The sequence below is a fragment of the Stenotrophomonas sp. CASM106 genome, from assembly GCF_049384825.1.
Lineage (GTDB): Bacteria > Pseudomonadota > Gammaproteobacteria > Xanthomonadales > Xanthomonadaceae > Stenotrophomonas > Stenotrophomonas muris.
The window spans coordinates 240,028-258,722 of sequence record NZ_JBMRFS010000005.1 but is presented as its reverse complement, the minus strand read 5'-3'; the positions used below and the strand labels follow the sequence as shown (position 1 = coordinate 258,722).

The 18,695-nt window shown below is 69.6% G+C and carries 15 protein-coding genes; 7 read left to right on the top strand and 8 right to left on the bottom strand.

Annotated features, from left to right (window positions below; all coding sequences use genetic code 11):
- The first annotated feature begins 139 nt into the window (after positions 1–139).
- The 3 genes from VG556_RS14375 (at position 140) to VG556_RS14365 (ending at position 3,592) form a co-directional block, all read left to right on the top strand.
- A complete protein-coding gene (locus VG556_RS14375; RefSeq protein ID WP_100450855.1) occupies positions 140–1,246 on the top strand; it encodes an SDR family oxidoreductase in 1,107 nt (368 codons plus the stop codon).
- Positions 1,247–1,360: 114 nt separating this feature from the next.
- Positions 1,361–2,776, top strand: a complete 1,416-nt coding sequence (locus VG556_RS14370; RefSeq protein WP_100450856.1) for an XVIPCD domain-containing protein — start codon at positions 1,361–1,363, stop codon at positions 2,774–2,776.
- Positions 2,777–2,779: 3 nt separating this feature from the next.
- Positions 2,780–3,592: a hypothetical protein gene (locus VG556_RS14365; protein WP_075075917.1), complete on the top strand. Its 813-nt coding sequence runs from the start codon at positions 2,780–2,782 to the stop codon at positions 3,590–3,592.
- Here the strand turns inward: VG556_RS14365 and VG556_RS14360 are convergent.
- A complete protein-coding gene (locus VG556_RS14360) occupies positions 3,527–4,654 on the bottom strand; it encodes a serine hydrolase domain-containing protein (RefSeq protein WP_100450930.1) in 1,128 nt (375 codons plus the stop codon). The genes VG556_RS14365 and VG556_RS14360 overlap by 66 nt on opposite strands.
- A 191-nt stretch (positions 4,655–4,845) precedes the next feature.
- On the opposite strand from VG556_RS14360, the gene VG556_RS14355 reads away from it, so the two are divergent.
- Together VG556_RS14355 and VG556_RS14350 are read left to right on the top strand one after the other, a co-directional pair.
- Entirely contained in the window at positions 4,846–5,232 is a 387-nt protein-coding gene (locus VG556_RS14355) for a BlaI/MecI/CopY family transcriptional regulator (protein ID WP_014645465.1), read from the top strand.
- A gap of 3 nt (positions 5,233–5,235) precedes the next feature.
- Positions 5,236–7,236 carry a M56 family metallopeptidase gene (locus tag VG556_RS14350; protein ID WP_100450857.1) on the top strand — a complete coding sequence of 667 codons (2,001 nt, stop codon included), beginning with the start codon at positions 5,236–5,238 and terminating at the stop codon, positions 7,234–7,236.
- A 66-nt stretch (positions 7,237–7,302) separates the two neighbouring features.
- Here the strand turns inward: VG556_RS14350 and VG556_RS14345 are convergent, their stop codons facing one another.
- The 3 genes from VG556_RS14345 to VG556_RS14335 all read right to left on the bottom strand — a co-directional run bounded on the left by VG556_RS14345 (position 7,303) and on the right by VG556_RS14335 (position 11,204).
- Positions 7,303–7,617, bottom strand: a complete 315-nt coding sequence (locus tag VG556_RS14345) for an I78 family peptidase inhibitor (protein WP_049404229.1) — start codon at positions 7,615–7,617, stop codon at positions 7,303–7,305.
- 78 nt (positions 7,618–7,695) lie between these two features.
- Positions 7,696–8,718: a ribonuclease H-like domain-containing protein gene (locus tag VG556_RS14340; protein WP_100450858.1), complete on the bottom strand. Its 1,023-nt coding sequence runs from the start codon at positions 8,716–8,718 to the stop codon at positions 7,696–7,698.
- A complete protein-coding gene (locus VG556_RS14335; protein ID WP_100450859.1) occupies positions 8,715–11,204 on the bottom strand; it encodes a DEAD/DEAH box helicase in 2,490 nt (829 codons plus the stop codon). Before VG556_RS14335 ends, VG556_RS14340 begins: the two co-directional genes overlap by 4 nt.
- 212 nt (positions 11,205–11,416) lie before the next feature.
- Here VG556_RS14335 and VG556_RS14330 point away from each other — a divergent pair, with 212 nt between their 5' ends.
- Entirely contained in the window at positions 11,417–11,935 is a 519-nt protein-coding gene (locus VG556_RS14330) for a hypothetical protein (RefSeq protein WP_032957598.1), read from the top strand.
- A 40-nt stretch (positions 11,936–11,975) separates the two neighbouring features.
- A complete protein-coding gene (locus tag VG556_RS14325; RefSeq protein WP_049404222.1) occupies positions 11,976–12,650 on the top strand; it encodes a hypothetical protein in 675 nt (224 codons plus the stop codon).
- A 59-nt stretch (positions 12,651–12,709) separates the two neighbouring features.
- Here VG556_RS14325 and VG556_RS14320 read toward each other — a convergent pair whose 3' ends face one another.
- From VG556_RS14320 to VG556_RS14305, 4 genes are read right to left on the bottom strand one after another with little or no spacing between them, the layout of a single operon-like run.
- Positions 12,710–14,518, bottom strand: coding sequence for a hypothetical protein (locus VG556_RS14320; RefSeq protein ID WP_100450860.1), 1,809 nt, complete (start codon positions 14,516–14,518; stop codon positions 12,710–12,712).
- A complete protein-coding gene (locus VG556_RS14315; RefSeq protein ID WP_100450861.1) occupies positions 14,515–16,683 on the bottom strand; it encodes a hypothetical protein in 2,169 nt (722 codons plus the stop codon). Before VG556_RS14315 ends, VG556_RS14320 begins: the two co-directional genes overlap by 4 nt.
- Positions 16,680–17,801, bottom strand: coding sequence for a BatA domain-containing protein (locus tag VG556_RS14310; RefSeq protein WP_100450862.1), 1,122 nt, complete (start codon positions 17,799–17,801; stop codon positions 16,680–16,682). The genes VG556_RS14315 and VG556_RS14310 overlap by 4 nt, the downstream gene beginning before the upstream one ends.
- Positions 17,798–18,694 carry a DUF58 domain-containing protein gene (locus VG556_RS14305; protein ID WP_100450863.1) on the bottom strand — a complete coding sequence of 299 codons (897 nt, stop codon included), beginning with the start codon at positions 18,692–18,694 and terminating at the stop codon, positions 17,798–17,800. Before VG556_RS14305 ends, VG556_RS14310 begins: the two co-directional genes overlap by 4 nt.
- Position 18,695: the final 1 nt, after the last annotated feature.

Sequence of the window (18,695 nt, the reverse complement as noted above, 5' to 3'; positions counted from 1 at the left end):
ACACGGTGCGCTCACCCCCGCCAACAGCCTGGGTGGAGACACTGCAGTCGCGGCGGATGCCGCCCCCGGTACTGCGGCGCATGCGCCCGGTAGTGCCGGCCGCTGGCCGCCGATCCCATTCCCCCCCGAGGAGACCTGCATGGCCACCACCCGAAAGACCCCCGCCCGCCGCAAAGCCTCACCCAAGGTGCGCAAGGGCAGCACCGCGACCCAGACCGCTGCCGACCCCGCTCGCCCGCGGGTGGTGAAGACCGCAACCCGCAAGGCGGCGGCTGGTGATCCCCGCGCCGCCCGCGTTGCCGCCCGGCAGCGGCGCCTGCAGGATCAGGAAAAGGCCAAGGACGCCCGCGCGGCCAAGAAGGCCACGAAAAAGACCGCGACCCAGGCCGGCGCACGCCGCCAGCCGGAGGCCATGCCGGCCCAGCAGCTGGCAAAGCCGGGGCACGAACACGAACTGGAGCTGGCGCCGCGCTTCCTCGCGCCGGACTACACCGGCAGCGGCAAGCTGCAGGGCATGCGGGCGATCGTCACTGGCGGTGATTCCGGCATCGGCCGTGCTGTGGCCGTGCTGTTCGCACGCGAAGGCGCCGATGTGGCGGTCCTGCACCTGGACGAGGCCGAAGATGCCGACATCACCCGCCAGCACGTGGAGCGCGAAGGTGGCCGCTGTGTGGTGATCGCCGGTGACGTGCGCGACCCGCGCTTCTGCAACAAGGCGGTCAAGCAGGTGGCCAAGGCCTTCGGTGGCATCGACATCCTGGTCAACAACGCCGCGTTCCAGCTGCACTGCGAGCGGCTGGAGGATCTGGAAGACGCGCACCTGCAGGAGACGCTGCAGACCAACATCGGCGGCTACATCCAGATGGCGCGTGCGGTACTGCCGCATCTGGGCGAGGGCGCCAGCATCATCAACACCGGCTCGGAAACCGGACTCTTCGGCAGCAAGGCGCTGATCGACTACTCGTCCACCAAGGGCGCGATCCATGCGTTCACCAAGGCCCTGGCCAGCCAGCTGCTGCCGCGCGGCATCCGGGTCAACTGCGTGGCGCCGGGGCCGGTATGGACGCCGCTGAACCCGGCCGACAAGCAGGCCGGGGATGTCGCCGAGTTCGGAAAGGACAGCGACATGGGCCGGCCTGCACAGCCTGAAGAGCTGTCACCGGCGTATGTGTTCCTGGCCTCGCCGGTCTGTGCAAGCTACATCAGCGGGGCGATCCTGCCGGTGATGGGTGGGCCGCGCGGCTGAGTCGTGTCGGTTCCCGCCTGGATCCGGCGGCAGCGAAGGTGTGCGGCCTGTCAAAGGCCCCACACCGTGCGATTGGTAGGCTGATCCTTTACCGACCATGTTCAAGGACCGACCATGCCCGAAATGGATATCAATGCCGCAGCCAACGAGGTCGTCGCCCTGCTGCGGCGGAACGATGCGCGTGCTGCCGCCACCCGCCTCCAGGCCCTGCACGACGGCCAGAGCGCAGTGGTGCAGGAATCGCTGGATCGCTATATCTCGGCGCGTGCGGCCGCCGAGCTTGAGGGCTTGCGCCGGAACGGGGGCGTGGCCGCAGCGGATGCAGCTACGGTGAATCCGATGCTGGATCGCTTGGGCGAGGCGACGCGCCCGCCGCAGATGCCCGATGCTGCCGAGACAGCGGGATTGAGCCAGGCCCAGCAGTACGACGTTTATGGCAGCATCGTGGCCCAGCGCGGCAACATCGCAGCGAACGATGCAATGGCAACCCAGGACCGCGTGGTGCTGGGGTTGCGCGATGAGAACCGCACGACCGAGGCGCGCGGACGTGGGGTCTACGATGACCGCATCGTGGTGCTGTGGAAGGATGCGCAGGGCCGCGGCCACGTGCGCGAGTTCAACCAGGCCACGACCGAGCCGACCGCCCAGTACGACGGCCATGCCAAGACCGCGCCGCGCAGCCCGGGCTTTGGCAATGTGGCGCCGCGTACCAAGACCGAGGGTGAGGACGTCAACGGCGACCGGGTCAAGGATCTGGGGCGCCTGGGCGAGGGCACCATCGAGATGCGCGCCACCACCCATCCGCGCAATGGCCATCCCGATGAGTTCGCACTGCGTCCTTCGCAGGACGCGATCACTGCGGGCGCCGGACGGGTGGAGCGCGACAGCAATGGCGATGGCTGGTTCGATGCGCGTGATACCCAGGGCGTGCAGGACCTCAACGACACCTTCAAGATCCATCGTGGCAGCCATTCCAACACCGATTCGGCCGGTTGCCAGACCATCGGTGGCGGCGAGTATGACGACTTCGTGTCGACGGTGCGCGGCACGCCTGGGCAGAACCGCTGGCAGTACGTACTGACCTCGGTTGCACCCGGCCAGACGCGCGAATTGGGGCAGGACGTGCCGCTCGCGGCCAACGATGACCCCCGTCAACCGCAGCATCGCGATCATGCCCTGCAGCAGCAGATCAGTACGCGCCTGCAGGCCCTGGGCGGACGCTACGCCGAGCATGCCGAGGACTACAGCCTGGTGATGCTGCGCGAAGCGAAGGCCGCGGGCATCACCCGGGTCGACCAGATCGTGGCCAGCAATCCCAGCGCCGGCCGTGCGGCTGGCGAGACACTGTTCCTGGTGCAGGGCAGCCCGGGCGATCCTGCGGCGCTGCGCGCAGGGGTCAATGCGGCGGAGGTGCGCGAGACTGCGGTGGAAACCGGCCTGCGCCAGCTGCAGCAGCAATCGCGCGAACAGGCTGCACCTGCGCCCGCGCCGGCACAGCAGCAGGACGCGCCGGCGATGGGAGGGCGTTGATCGATGATCCGATCGCAGTTGACGCCGAGCGTTCCATTGATGCTGCTGCTGGCCTGCAGTGCCTGCGCGCCCGCTGGAGAGCGCGTCGCGCCGGTGGCGCCCACTGCCAGCTCGGCCGCGAAACCGGAGGCCCTGCCTGCGCAGACCCTTCCCACGGATCGCGGACTGCCCGCATTGCCGAAGGCTTCCGGCAGCGGCCATCCCGGCGGCCGCTACGCTACGCTGCCCGAACCTGCCAGGCAGGTGCTGGCGCAGTTGAAGTGCAACGTGGAGAGCGCCAGCAAGGTGCAGGTGCTCTCCATTCCCGCGCAGGATGGCCAGCAGGATTTGATGGTTACTGATCGCAGCGGGCCGCGTTTCCGCTATTGGATGCGGTCGTTCTCCGGCAGTGGCGGTACCACCGGCTATCTGGTGCAGCTGCAGGGCTGCCCGGCAACCACCACGGGCATGCGCGCCTACATCGCACAGGGAGCCGCACCGCTGCAGGATGTCACCGCATCCATCCTGGCGCAGGCCGGATTGCCCGATGCGGCGACCATGACGGCCTACCAGGAAAAGGGCGCGGGCGATCTGTTCGCCTTCATCGGCGTGCTGGACAAAGTGCCAGTGCTGCGCTGGGTGGCCGAAGCCGACCCCGAACAGCCACTGGCCGCCGATGCACGCAGCTTCGACCATGGCAATGCCATCCACGGCGGTTTCCTGCACTGGAACCAGGATCACTTCGAAGTGGCCAGGGCCGTTCCCGCCGCGCTATGGCCCTGCGATGACAGCCCGTTGCTGCCGTGCAAGGCCGACCCGTTCGTGACGGGGCGTTGAGGCATCGCGCACATAGAAGTCGGCAATGCGCGGAATGAACTGCTGCGGATTGGCACCGACAAGATTGGTCAGCACCACGACCGCCACGCCGCGCTCGGGATAGACCACGAAGGCCGAGCGCGCACCGCCGATACCGGCCACCTGAAGGTCGGGCGATGCGCGCAGTACCGCCCAGCCACCCGCCCACGGGCCGGCGCGGCCATCAGCGAGGCGCTCTGCGCTCCACATCCGCCGCAGTGCCGTCTCCGGCAGCAAACGGCCTTCGGTCAGTGCGACGAGCCAGCGCGCGGTGTCGTCGGCGGTGGTGAGGATGCCGCCACCGGCCCAGAGCGAAGGCGGTATGTCGTAGAACCAGTGCGACAGGCGGGACGGTGCATCCACAGCATCGGTGGCACGCGGGGCCAGGCTGTACATCGTCGCCGCATCCGGAATCAGGTCGTAGCTGTCGCCGAAGGTGGTGCGGGCCATGCGCGCGCTGCTGAACTGGCGTGTGGCCAGGAAACGTTCGTAGGACATACCGGATTGCTGCGCGATGATCCGTGCCAGCAGGACATAGTTGGTCTGGTTGTAGGCGAAGCGCTGCCCGGGCGCCGCTTCCAGCGGCCGCGCTGTCACCGCCGTCCACGCCTGTGCTTCGGAGCCACCGCCCAGCAGTCCGTTCGCATCAAGGATGTCCGGAAGGCCTGAGGCATGCGCCAGCAACTGGTGTACGCGCACGTCTCTCCACGCTGGCGGAAGATCATCCAGGTAACGCGAGGCCGGCGCGTCCAGATCCAGTCGTCCCTCCTGCGCCAGCTGCGCAGCCGCCACGCCGGTGAATGCCTTGGTGGCCGAGTTGAGCGGGAAGCGGGTGTCGCGCGAGGCACGCACACCGTTCTCGACATTGGCCAGACCGTAGGCCTCGGACAGCACGATCTGCCCGTCCTTGACCACCGCGACCTGCAATCCGGGGATGCGCTGCTCCAGCATGATCTGGCGGATCAGGCGGCGGGTCTGGTCGTTGGCCTGGTCCTGGTCCTGGCTGGCAGCAACGGCGGCGAAGGGCAGTGCACTGATGAGCATGAGCAGGGCACGGAGCATTGGGCGGGACATGTGGAATTCCAGCGGGGCGTTGCAGATCGGATGCAGCGGGCGGGTCAAAGGTTTAGGCGCTCGGTGGTGCCTACCGTTCGTCGGCCCATGACTTCCGGGGGGTTGACTACAGTTGTCGTCACGCAGACAGTGGCGACACGTGTAGTCAAGGGAGTGGTGTCATGCGTGGCAAGACGATCGGGGACCAGGAGCTGGCCCTGCTGCAGTACATCGATGAACATGCGCCGGCCACGGTCGGCGAGGTCGCCAGTGGCTACGGGGAGGCCCGTGGGCTGGCCCGCTCCACCGTGCTGACGATGATGGAGCGACTGCGGGCGAAGGGGTATCTTCAGCGCCAGCAGCAGGACGGTGTCTACCGCTACCAGGCCACGCGTGGCCCGCAGAGCGTGCTGCAGGGCGCGGTGGCGCAGTTCGTCGACAACACCCTGCAGGGCTCGGTGTCGCCGTTCGTGGCCTACCTGTCGCAGCGCCAGCAGGTCAGCGACAACGAGCTGGCCGAACTGGAAGCGCTGGTTGCCCAACTCCAATCGCGCCGCCACGAGGGCTGAGCCATGGACACCACGATGCTGATCCCGATGTTGGAACGGCTGGGCTGGACCAGCCTGCAGACCGTGCTGCTGGTGGCCCTGGTGTATGGCGTATGCCGCGCGCTGCCGTCGCTGTCGGCGGCGACCCGCTGCCGCCTGTGGTGGCTGGTCTCGCTGCAGGCTGTGCTCGGCCTGTTCTGGAGCCAGCCGTTGCAGCTGGCCTGGTTGCCGGCGCCGCAGGCGGTGGCGATGAGCGCGACCGATGTGGCCGCCGACATGGTCTACCCGCTGGCCCCGGAGGCCTCGGCACAGCTGTTGGCCGCAATGCCGATGCCCGCCGCGGATGTGCCGGCGGTGGCATGGTGGGCCGTCGCACTGGCCACGCTGTGGATGTCCGGCGTGCTGCTGATGGCCCTGCGTACCTTCGGTGAGTGGCGTCGCTGCCGCGCGCTGCTGGCAGCGGCCTATCCCTGCGAGGACGAGGCGCTGGTGCAGGCCCTGCAGCTGGCCTCCGATGCGCACGGCGTGCGTCCTGCGCCGCGGTTGTGGATGAGCACGCAGGTGGACGCACCGCAGCTGGTCGGGCCGTTCCGCCCGGTGCTGCTGCTGCCGGCGGGCGACAACGCCCTGCAGGGCGACGCGCTGGACCTGGCCCTGACCCACGAACTGCAGCACCTGCAGCGGCGTGACCTGCAATGGGGCCTGCTGCCTGCACTGGCCCAGCACCTGTTCTTCTTCCACCCGCTGCTGCGCCTGTCGGTGCGTGAATATGCACAGGCGCGCGAGGAAGCGGTGGATGCAGCGGTGGTTGGCCAGCACGGTGCCAGCCGCCAGGCCTATGGCCGTCTGCTGCTGCAGCTGGGCGTGGCACCGCAGCCGCATCTGGGCGTGGCCAGTGCCGCACCGGATACCACCAGCCTCAAGCGCCGCCTGCTCTCGCTGCAGTCGCGCCGGTCCTGCCCGCGCATCCTGGCGATGGCGTTGACTGCGGTGGTGCTGGTGGTGGGCGTGGCGCCGATGCGGCTGGTCGCAGCGCCGGTGCCGCCGGCACCGCCCGCGCCTCCTGCGGCGCCGAAGGTCGTGCCGCCGCCGCCGCCGAAGGCTCCGAAAGCGCCGCCCGCACCGCCTTCGTCCGCGCGCGTTCCGGCCGTGCCGGTGTCGCCCGCGCCGCCCGCCGAGCCGGCTGATGTCGAGGCGTTGTCAGGTCCGGACGATGCGGATGTGGCGGTCGACGTGGATGCGGATGTCGATGTCGATACCGGCATGCACAGTGAACACACGACCTCCCGCACCACTTCCATCACCACCTACGGCCGCCTGGACCTGGGCAAATCGCCGCCGGAGGCCTTCGTGCTGGTAGATGGCGATTCGACCTTCGCCAACGGCGGCATGGACGACGTGACGGTGGCCCGCAGACAGCTCGGCAAGGGCCCGGCGCTGTGGTTCCGCAAGGGCGACAAGCGCTACGTGGTGCGAGACCCGATGATGATCCAGAGCCTGCAGCGTGCCTACAGCGGCGCGGCGGATCTGGGCCGCCAGCAGAGCGAACTGGGCCGCCAACAGAGTGCGCTGGGTCGCAAGCAGGGCGAACTCGGCAGGCAGATGGGCGAGATGGGCCGCCTGCAGGGCGAGGAGGCGCGCCGCATGGCACTGGCCGCTGCCGAGGCTGCGCGCAGCGCGGTGGCCGCGCATGACATCAACCGCGAAGCGGCGGCAGAAGCGGCGAAGGCGGCGCGGGGCGCGACCAACGATGCGGCCATTGCACGTGAGGCTGCACGTGAGGCTGCTGCAGAGGCACGTCGTGCGATGCAGGAAGTGGACAACGAAACCGCGCGTGCCAGCCGCACCCGCGCCATGCAGCGTCTGGCCAGCCAGCAGTCTGAACTGGCCAGCCGCCAGGCGGCGCTGGGCAGCCAACAGGCCGCGTTGGGTGAGCGTCAGGCACGCGCGCATGAGCAGGCGTCGCGGCAGGCGCAGCAGGTGATCGCGCGCGCACTGGCCAGCGGCAAGGCCGAGCGACTCTGACTGGTAGTGCCGGCCGCTGGCCGGCAATGTGGGGTGCCGGCCAGTGGCCGGCACCCACTGGGTTGATCAACCGCAGCTGGCGCGCTCGATCCGGTTCTGACCGTCCACCTGCACCGTCACGCGGTCCTGGCGGAAGTCCATGGTTACCTCCATGCCCGGCTTGACCACGCGCGCGTTGCGGGCACCGCTGTCGGCCACCAGTTTCTTGATGGTGGCCTCGTCGGCGGTCTTGCCGGTGAAGGCTTCCAGCGCTTCCGGCCTGCATTCGTGGGCGGCATCGGCCACCGGTGCCGGTGCGGCATCGTGGGTGGTGCTGCTGCCGGCGTGGCTGCAGGCGGCCAGCGGCAGGATGGCGAGCAGGGCAAGCGGATTGAGGCGCATCGTCGGGCTCCAGGCGTGGATGGTGGCGGCAGTGTCACCGCTGCCACCGTCAGGGCATGTCAACGCGGCCCTTGGCCATTACTGCCCGACCAGCGCCAGTGTTTCGCGCTCGCGCTGCTCCTCGCGCACCAGTCGCTGCAGCAGCAGGGCCAGGGTGACCACGTCCTGATGGTTGTGGTCGGCCACCCGACGCAGGTTCACCGCATCGCCGCCGCGCAGGAAACGCAGCCATGCGCCCGGGGCTTCGGAGCCAGGCAGGTCATCCTCGCGCACCACGCGCAGCAGCTGGCGCTCAATGGTGGACAGCTTGCAGTTCTCCCACGTGCCGCGATAGCGGCGGCGGGTCGGGTAGAGCAGGTCGACGTGATCCAGCGCGCTGATCGGGCAACGCTGGCGCGCCAGCCGGTAGCGCGCCTTCAGCAGCGGCGCATCGTAGCTGCGGCCGTTGTAGCTGCAGAACACGGTGGAGGGCTGCAGCCAGCTGGCGAAGGTGGCCAGCATCGCGTCCTCGGCGGCCATCGTCGACATCAGCAACTGGCGGATGCGCAGGCCTTCGCCACGCTGCGGGCACACATGCCAGTCGGCGGCGCCGATCATGAAGGCGCGGGTGCCAGTGCCGCCGGCCAGGCCGGTGGTCTCGGTATCGAAGAACAGCAGGTCGCGCGCGGCGACGTGCTCGTGCTCGCGCCTGGCGAAAGCCAGGGAAAGCGGTTCTGCGGGAATCGGTTGCGGCTGCAGCGACTCGATCAGGAACAGTCCCGGCGCGATTTCCTCGCCGGGGAGCTGGCGATCCTGGGCACTGGCGCGTGCCGGTGCGGCTCCACCACGCGAGCGCAGGCCGAGCAGGCGGTGCAGGCTGCCCACTTCCGGTCGACGCAACGGTGCGGCGGCCGTCACAGGCGCGGCAGCGCCGGTCGGCTTGTGGCGGATTTCCTGTTCGACCCAGGCGAACACCGAGCGCTCCGCCAGTGGCTGCCGTGCATCGTTGGCGGCTACCGGGGCCGGCGCCGGGGGGGGCGGTTCGGGTGCCACCGGCGTGACTGCTTTCGGGTCGCCGGCCTGCTTCCGCAGCAGGCGCAGCTTGTCCAGGCTCAGGCTCACGGTGCCAGCAGCTCCATCGGCTCGCGCGTGATCACCACCACGTCGCGCACGTGCTGGCAGGCTTCTGCGTCGAACAGGTCGAGCACGCGCAGCGCCAGCGCGCGCGGCGAGGTTTCATCTTCCTCCTGTGCAGCCAGCACCGGGCCGACACAGGCCGGGCAACCGGCCTTGCAGTCGCAGCGCTGCACCAGTTCGCGCGCGCGCTGCACCAGCTCGGCCTGGCGCTGCCACAGCGGCTCGCTCAGGCCAACGCCGCCAGGAAAGTTGTCGTACAGATAAACGGTCGGCACGAACTCCTGCAGCAGCTCCACCGCGCCAGGGTCGCCTTCGCTGCCGCGCAGCTGGCCACGGCCGCTCTGGTCGGCGATCGCGAACCAGGCACCATCGCCGTTGCCGACTGACTTCTGCAGATCGCGCGCATCGGCCATCACCGCGACGGTGGCGACGATGTGCAGGGCATACGCGGCGCCGAGGAACCCATCCAGCGCATCCTGCTTGCTGGCGAACGCGCGCAGCAGCAGCGCCTGCGGCAGCTGCCACCACACCGCAGTGGTGTGCAGTTCCTGGTCGGGCAGGTTCACCGGCCCATAGCCGATGTTCTCGTGGGTGTAATAGCGGATCTTCTTGTAGCCGGCCACGCGACGCACCACGTGCACTTCGCCATGGTGCGAATCGCCACGGCCGGCCACGCCACCGTCGAAACGGTCCAGCACCTTGAGCTTGGTGAAGTCGATGCTGTCGGTGTAGTAATCCACATGCGTGCGGGTGACATAGGCCTTGCGGCCGTCCCAGTCCAGCGTCTCCACCTGGTAGGGGGTGGACTGCACCATGTGGATGGCGCCTTCGTACAGGGTGAGTGCGGCGGCGGAATAATCGACCTCGGCGATGATCTGCTGGCGGCCGTCGCTGCGGTCGACCACCACGAAGTTGCCGTCGGCCACCGCGCGCAGGCTCACCGCGTTGGCCGGATAGCTGTCGGCGATCCATTCCCAGCGCTCGCCTTCGCGGTGGATGACTTCGGTTTCGGCCAGCGCTTCCAGGAACACTTCCGGATCGATCGGGCCGAAGCCATCGCCAACCCGGAACGGCAGTTCGAAGGCTGCGCAGCGGATGTGGTCGAACAGGATCAGCGGCTGGTCAGGTGCAATGCGTGCATGTTCGGGCGAGGCCTCGGCGAAGAAGTCCGGATGCCGCACCACGTACTGGTCCAGCGGCTGCGAGCTGGCCACCATCACCCCCAGCGCGGGCTGCTGGCGGCGACCGGCGCGGCCGAAGCGCTGCCAGGTGGCGGCCACGCTGCCGGGATAGCCATTGAGAATGACCACGTCCAGGCTGCCGATATCCACGCCCAGTTCCAGCGCCGACGTGCTGACGATGCCGTCGATGTTGCCAGCGCGCATCGCACGCTCGGTCTCGCGACGCTCAGTGGGCAGGTAGCCGCCACGGTAGGCGCGGATGCGCGGCGGCTTGCGCGGGTCGTGGTCGAAGATGTCCTTCAGGTACTTGGTCAGCACTTCGACCATCAACCGGGTCTGCGCGAACACCAGGGTCTTCAGCCCGGACTTGATCGCGATGCGCGCGATGCGGTTGCTCTGCGAGCGTGCCGAGGCGCGCAGGCCCAGGTCCGGATTGATCACCGGCGGGTTCCACAGCAGTACCTGTTTCGGTCCGCTGGGCGCACCGGATTCGGTGATCGCGGCGACCGGTGCCTCGATCAACGCCTCGGCATGCGCCTGCGGATTGCCGATGGTGGCCGAGCACAGGATGAACTGCGGTTGCACGCCGTAGAACGCGCAGATGCGCTTGAGCCGGCGCAGCACGTTGGTGACGTGGCTGCCGAACACGCCGCGGTAGGTGTGTACTTCGTCGATGACGATGTAGCGCAGGTTCTCGAAGAACTGCGCCCACTTGGTGTGATGCGGCAGGATCGCCTGGTGCAGCATGTCCGGGTTGGACACCACGATGTCGCCATGCAGGCGGATCGCCTGGCGCGCATCACCCGGGGTATCGCCATCGAAGGTGAAGGCCTTGACGCCCAGATCGCCGGCACGGTTGAGTTCCAGCAGCTCGGCCACCTGGTCCTGTGCCAGCGCCTTGGTCGGGAACAGGTACAGCGCCTTGGCCTTGTCCTGCATCGCCGCGCTGACCACGGGCAGGGTGTAGCACAGCGACTTGCCGCTGGCGGTGGGGGTGACGATGGCCACGTGCTCACCACGCTGGCTGGCCTCCCAGGCCTCGGCCTGGTGGCTGTAGAGCTGCTCGATGCCGCGTGCCTTCAGGGCCGCGGCCAGGGCCGACGGTACCGCATCGGGAATGGGGGCATAGCGGCCCTCGCGGCCGGGAATGGCAAAGCTGCCGGTGATGCGGTCATGGTAGCGGCGCTGCAGGCGCGCGCTGAGCAGGGCGCCGTCACGGGCGGGCAGGCCATCGCGGGTGGCGAGCTTCTGCTCGGCATCGGCGGTGCGCTTGGCGAGTTCGTAAGCCATGGAAAGTGGAGCCGGGACGGATTGCGAGGGGTCACATGGCACCACATCCACGTCTCAGGATGTGAGACATCGCACACGGAGGGCGTGAACCGTTCAGTGCTCGCGTCCCGTGGCGCCGCCGCATCTCCCCTGGCTGAACAGCTGCCAGTGCAGCAACGAAATCTGAAGCCGGCATCCGTATCCTTGGGCGCTGGACGCAACCAACAGGGCGGATGGCTGTGGCACGACGTGGAACGCAGGGAGCACTCCTGGCCGGCATGCTGCTGGCCGGCATCGCGCAGGCGCAGCAGGCCGCGCCGGTATCGGTGCCCGATCCTGCACCCGTTCCCCCTGCTGATGCCCCGGCAGCAGCCACCGCGCCGATCTCCACCGCCCTGCCGCAGGACAACGTCACCACCCTCGGCGAGGTGCGTGCACTCAAGCCCGACGACGAGCCGCTGGACCTGTACCGCTTCAAGAACCCGGTGAAGTTCGGCGACAACCGCTTCAGCCGCGACTGGAGCGAGCCACCGTCACCGGAGCAGGTCAGCATGGGCGGCGGCTACATCATGATGGGCGTGGTCAAGGGCGTGCTGGCGGCGGGCCGGGGCCTGAACAAGCTCACCGGTGGCCCCGACCAGATCCAGTCCGCCATCGCCCGGCCACCGCCTGAGCTCAGTGCCGAACAGCGGCAGCGTGCGCTGCGGTTCTCCCAGCAGCAGGATGCCGGTGATGCACCGCCGGTGAAGTAGGCCGGTATATCCTGCCGGTTCCTCAACCGATAGCGCTGCCATGTTCCTGCGTTCGTTCTGCCTGCTGGCTGCATTGCTGCCCGCGTCCGCCTTTGCTGCCGGCATCGCCGGTGATGGCGCGTGCCGCAATGGCGCGTTCCCCTCCGAACAGAGCCGGTTCGCGCTGGCGCGGGTGGTCGACGCACCGCGCCTGTATCTGCTCGGCGACATGGACGGGTGCCCCGCCAAGGGCGAACCGGCCTGCCGCCAGCGCAGCTATGTGGTCAACGGCGATACGGTGGTGACCGGTCGCGACCTTGGCCGCTACCGCTGTGCGTTCTTCCCGAACAAGGTGGGTGGCAGCGCCGGCTGGGTGGACCGCAGCAAGCTGCAGCCGTTGCCGGTGGCCGTGCCAACGCTGCAGGACTGGGTGGGCCACTGGAAAGACGGCGACAACGGCCTGCGCATCACCGTGCAGGGTGGACAACTGCATGTGGATGGCGACGCCTACTGGCCTTCTGCCAACCCCACGCCGGAACAGCGCCCGTATGGCCCGAACATGGGCCAGGTGGAAGCGCGCGCGACGCCGCGTGGTGCTGATGTCGAGTTCGTCGAGGACACGTGCCGGGTGCGCGTGCACTCGCTGGGCGAGGTGCTGATCGTGGCCGACAACAGCGAATGCGGTGGCATGAACGTGCGCTTCAACGGCGTTTACCGGCGCGCGGGCACGCGTTGAAGGACGCATGACGGAGGGGGTCAGAGCCCTGTCGCGGGCGAAAGGGATCCGACCCCGGGTCAGCGCCGCCGCTCCAGCCACCACAGCAGCGAAGCGCACACCGTGAACGCCAGCCACCAGGGCCAGCGCGAGCCCGGCACGGGCTGCATCATCGCCGTGTTCGTCGGCCCGCTGACGGACAACGCCCGCGTGGTTGCATCGATCATCGCCTGCTGGTGCAGTGCAGGTGCGGCCTTCGGGTCGAACACATAGCGCCAGACCGTGGTGTCGCCGTGCTGCAGGCGCTGCCAACCCGCCTCGCGCGGCCACCAGCCGGCGCAGCGCAGGGTCGACGTTGCGCCGTCGACGATCAGGGGCACGCTGTCTCCGCGCGCGTTGAAGACCTGCAGTGGCGCCTGCACGCCGCACAGCGCCTGCCGTTCGCCCGCCCAGCCGAGCGTCTGCGGCGACCACAGCGCATCACCGCTGCCCTGCGCACGCGCCAGCGTGGCGACTACGCTGCTCCAGAGTTCACCGTGGCGATCATCGCGCCCGGCCAGCACCCAGCGCCAGCTGTCGGTGATCGGCAGCAGGCCGATGCGACCCTTGCCGGCAGCGCGCCAGCCGCCGACGGCCTTGCCCGTCCCATCCCGCAGCAGGGCGTTGCTGCCTGGCGCCTGCAGTGCGAGTGCTTCCAGCGCGGGCAGGGGCGCATTGTGCGAGCTGCGGTCAGCGTCCTCGCCGTAGCCGGTCGGCAGCGTTCCGGCGGCGAGCGGGCCGCGTCGTGCGGCGAGGACCGCGCTGTCGCCATCGCCGGGAAGTTCGAGGGCGTGGCTGCCGCCATCGCCCTGCACCGGCAGGCCCAGATCCTGCAGGCGCTGGCGCGCGCCGGCTGCAGGTGCGCCTGCACTGCGCAACAGAACGCCAAGGCCGTCGCGCAACGCCTGCCGCACGGCAGCCAGCTGGCCGGCACTCAATGCGGCCAGGCTGCGCTCGTCCAGCAGCAACAGATCGCTGCGCGCGAGTGACGCTGCATCCAGCGCGACCGCGCCATCCCCCACGCTGACACCTGCCCCGGTATCGGCCTGTACCTGCACGCGGATGCCGGTATCGGCGGCCCAGCGGCGCAGGTACTTCAGCTCCGGGCCCGGCGCACTGGCACGCACCAGCATGCGCAGCGGTGCCGCCGGCAGGGTCTGCTGCGGTACCGGCGCGCTGTCCACCACATGACCGCCGGCATCGAGCAGGCGCAGCTGGAACACGCTGCGGCCCTCGGCGCGGGCGATGCCGCTGAGCTGCACGTGACCGTCCTCGGCAACGTCCACGCGATCGACCACGCTGTCGGCGGGGTCAAGCAGTTCCGCCTTGGCCTTGGCGACGCCGCGCGCCTGTGCATGCACGTCGAAGCGTGCGCCGGGCGCGGTGTCGGCGGGTGGCTGCAGCGCGATCCACCCGCGCGTCGGAGCTACCGGCTGCCAGCGCACGTCGCGTGGCAGTACCGCGTCGCGGTCACGCGCGACCAGGCCGGCACCGACCAGCGTCAACGTGGAAGCCGGATGCTGGCGCAGCGCCGTGGCCAGGTCCGGCACGCGCTGGCCCCCAGGCACATCGGCAGCCTCAGGCAACAGCAGCCGCGGGCCTGCGCTGGCCGGCAGCGCGCCGGCCTTGTCGGCATCGATTCCCAGCACGACCAGGCCGACCGCGGGTTGCTGGCCGGTGGGCGGGACCAGGCAGAAGTACAGCAGCGTGGCAGCGATCAGCTGCAGCGCAATCACGATCCACTGGCGGCCGCGACGCGCGGCATTGCCACGCAGCTGGCGCACGCTGGCGATGACCACGATCAGGGCGAGTGCCAGCGCAATCCACAGGTTCACAGCGGAGGCGTTCATGGCTGTGCCTCCAGCGCATCAAGGTACCGCTGCCCCATCGCATCGGCGGCACTGCGCCGCATCGCCTGCGGCAATGGACGCTGCAGCGCCCGCCACAGCTGCGCGCGCAGGCGCTGGCGGCAGTCGCGGCAACCGGGTTCGATGCGCAGCTGCTCGATGGCCGCGGCCAGGTCCAGCGCATCGGGCAGGTAGGCGGCGTTGCGCTGCTGCCAGGTGGCGAGTGCGTCGAGGTCGGGCACGCTGGTGTCATCGCCGAGGCGCTGCCACGCTTCGATGATGGCCGGGTCGGGCGGCGTGCGTGCGGCCAGCGGCAGTTCGCGACTGGCCAGCCCGGCGCGATCGCCACCCAGCCGGCGCCCTTCATCGATCGGCGGCAGCTCCGGCCCGACCCGGGCCAGATAGATGCGTTCGGCCTGCTGCACCTGCTTGATGAAAGCCAGCGCCTTGTTGGCAAACGGCAACGCCTGCTCCGGACGGCCCTGGCGCAGCTCGCCTTCGGCCGACCACATCTGGTCCAGCGCGGCCTTCAGCGTGGCACGGGTCTGCGGGTCGAGCAGGGTCGCGGCCTCGGCATGGTCGTGGGTGTGGCCGTACTCCGACAGCACATCGGTGGCGCTGCCGAACACCGGTGGCGCGTCGGCATTGGACGCCTTGCCGCCGTGGTCGTGGCCATGCTCATCGTGCGCTCCGGCCTCGCCGCCATGGCCGTGATCGTGATCGTCGTCGTGGCTGTCTGCAGCCGGCGCATCGCTGGTGGGCAGGTCGCTGGTCGGCGGTGGCTTGGGTGCGCCCTCGCTCTCCTCGCCCAGGAACTGGCCGTAGCGCAGGCGCAGGATGCGCTGGTCGACACCGATCGCATCGCTGCGTTTCACGAAGTCCTCGGCGGCGAGGCTGCGTCGCTGCCGGATCAGCGCTTCGGCATCGATGATGATCTGCCGCTGGCTGCGGAAATAGGCCGGCAGGGTCTTCTTGATGCGGCCTTCCAGTTCGGCACCAAGTGCCACCTCGGCGCTGGGCAGGCGCAGGATCACGCTGCTGCTGCGCCCGGTCTGCGGTGTTGGCGCGTGGTTGTCGCGCACTTCCAGCTGGGCGATGACATCGTTGCCCGGTTGCGCGCCCAGCGCAGCCAGATCCAGCGTGTGGGCGAAACGCCGCGCGGTGGCTTCGCCGCTGCCGGCAAGCGTCACGCTGCGTTTCACGAAGGTGATGTTCTCACCGCTGCCCTGGGTGGTGGTGATCGACAGCGTTGCCTGCGCGGCTACGCCATAGTCGTCGGTGGCCTCGAAGCGCAACGACCACTGGCGTTGCCCGGGCGTGCCCAGCACCAGGCTGGCGGCCGGCTCCAGCACGCGTACGCCGGGCGCGCGGTCGGCGACCACGTCCAGACGATGCAGGTCGGTTCCGGCCAACGCCGGCTCGCTCACCACGCGGTACAGCACCGGCGTGCGCGCCACATCCTGTGCCTGCCACTGGCCATCGTGTTCGTTCAGCGGCAACCGGCGACCATCGTGGAACTGCAGCCATGCCTTGTCCGGTGCGCGATCGAAGCGCAACGACCACGACAGCCGGCTGTCGGCGGCGACCTTGGCATCCAGTGCGTTCTGGGTGAGCGTGGCCTGGCCGGTATAGGCCGGCGCGTCGATGCGCATGCGGGTGGACTGCAGGTGCAGTGGGCCCGCGGCAGCCGTGCTGCCAGGCGCCGCCGCACGGACCGGCGCGGAGCCGGGGCTGGAACGTGGCCAGCCGAATGCCAGCGCAACGATGGCCAGGCCTGCGATCCAGCACAGCGCCAATGCTCCACGCGGCCAGCGCGGACGCAGTTCCGGCATCGCGCGTTCCAGCGTGGCCAGCACATGCGCGCGCTGGCGCTGCTGCAGCGGATTGAGGGTAAGCGCATCGGCAAACAGCAGGTCGGCACTGTCCTCACTGGCGCCGCTGCCATCGAGCTGGCGCTGCAACCACTGCGGGTCCAGCTGGCGGGAGCGTGCCGTGGCGAGCGCTGCGCAGGCAAGCAGGCCGATGGTGCCGATCACGCAGGCGATATCGAAGCCCGCCAGGCGCAGCGCCAGCACCGTTGCGGCCAGCGCCCACGGCAGGCCCAGCAGCAGGGTGACGAGCGCACGGCGGCGGCGCGCGTGCTGCCAGGCGAGCTGCAGGGTGTTCATGCGGGCCCCCTGCGTCGATGACTGCTGGCCATCCAGCGTTCCAGCGCGAACAGCAGCACGATGGCCAGCAGCAACCACGGGGTGAGCTTGCGCAGCGGCGGCGTTGCCGCAGGCAGTGCTGCCTGGCGGGGGGCCTGGTCCCGGGCATCGCCGAGGCGTGGCAGCGGAGGCGGCTGCAGAGCCAGCAGCAGCGCGCGTGGCAACTGTGGATCGCGCAGCGCAGCGTTGCCTGAGGCATCCCAGTCGCCGGGCAGAGACAGCAGGACACCGTGGCCGATGCGTTGCTGCCACAGCAGCGGGGAGCCCTCGGTGTTGCGCAGCAGGATGCTGGCCTCGGCGGCAGGCTTGCCGGCAGTCACTACACGTCCGCCGTCCTGCAGCCACGCCTGCCAGTTCGCCGGCAGTGCGCCAGTGCGGCTCCACACGCCGATCTCGCCGCGTTCGGGCAGCGCATCCGCCACCAGAGGCGCGAGCGGCGCCTGCCTGCCCCACGCGCGCTGCAGTGCATTCAACCAGTGCTGGACGGCGGCCGAAGCATCGCTGTGCACGCGCAGGCGCGGCAACGTTGCGGCACTCGGTTGCTCACTCACCGGTATCGGCTGCGGACGCCACTGCACCTCGCGCGACAGCTGCAGGCGTGTGCCGTCCAGGCCGGGCAGGGGATCGGGAACGTGCACGGTCAATGCGGTGCCCGCAGGCAGCTGTGCGTCCAGTTCGCGCAGCAGGCTGGGCAGGGAAGCCGTGGACGCGGGTGGCACTTCATCAATGGCCGGGAAGCCGGGCGCCAGCCAATGCCAGTTGCCCGCTTCGGCGGTGCCGCGTAGTGCGGTCGCGTCCAGCCCTGGGGCTACGACCGTCCACGCAGTGGGGGCTGGCGCAGGCCCGGTCAATGCAGGTCGTGCCAGCAGCAAGGCCAACGCGGCAAGCAACAGCAGGCGCACCAGCAGCAACGGCCAGTCATCGAAGCGGATGCGCTGGCGCGGCCGGATCTGTGCACGCAGCCAGCGCAGCGCGGCGAAATCCAGCGGTGTGTACGGATGGCGGCGGGCGAGGTGGATCAGCAGCGGCAGCAACCCTGCAGCGAGCGCGGCCAGGCCCAACGGGAACAGCAGGGTCATGCGCCGCCCCTGCGGCCAAACAGTGACTGCAGTGGTTGGTCCAGCGGCTGGTCGAGCCAGCCAGCGGCACTGGCGATGCCGCTGGCCTGCAGGCGCGACTGCAATGCGTTGCGTGCGTCAGCGAAGCGTTGCAGGTAGTCGGTGCGGATCGCCGCGCCATCGCCCAGCAGTTCCTCGCCGGTCTCCGGATCGCGGAAGCGATGGCCTGCGTCGAAGGGAAAGTCACGCTCGTCGGCGGTGAGGATCTGCAGCAGTGCCACTTCGCGGCGTGCGCTGGCCAGTTGTTCCAGCAGCACAATGCCGGCCTCGTCAAAACCGTCGCCGATCGCCAGCAGCAGGTCGCCCGGGCGCACGCGCTCCCACAGCGGGCGCAGGCGATCGGCCACAGGCCAGCCGCCACGCGCCTGCAGTGCATGCAGTTGCAGGTGCACGCGATCACGCTGGCGTGCGCCGTTCGCTGCGGGCACCAACTGCAGTCCATCGCCATTGATCGCCAGCAGGCCGAAACGGTCGCCCTGCTGCAGGGCCAGTTCCACCACGCAGGCGGCCACACCGCGCATGTGGTCCAGGCGGGTGCGCTGCGGTGCCGCGCGATCGGCCTGGCCGGCCGAGGCGGTGGCATCAAGCAGCAGCCAGACCGTGATCGGGCTTTCGCGTTCGGATTCGCGCACGAAGAAGCGGTCCGAGCGTGCATACAGCTTCCAGTCGATCTGGCGCAGCTCATCGCCTGGTTCGTAGGCACGGTACTGGGCGAATTCGAGGCCGGCACCGCGGCTGCGGCTGGCGTGCTGGCCGATGCCACTGGCGCCACTGGCCAGGCGTGGCCGCACGCGGAGCGTGCGCAGGCGCGCACGCAGTTCCGGTGGCAAGGTCAGCGGGGTACCGGCGTTCACG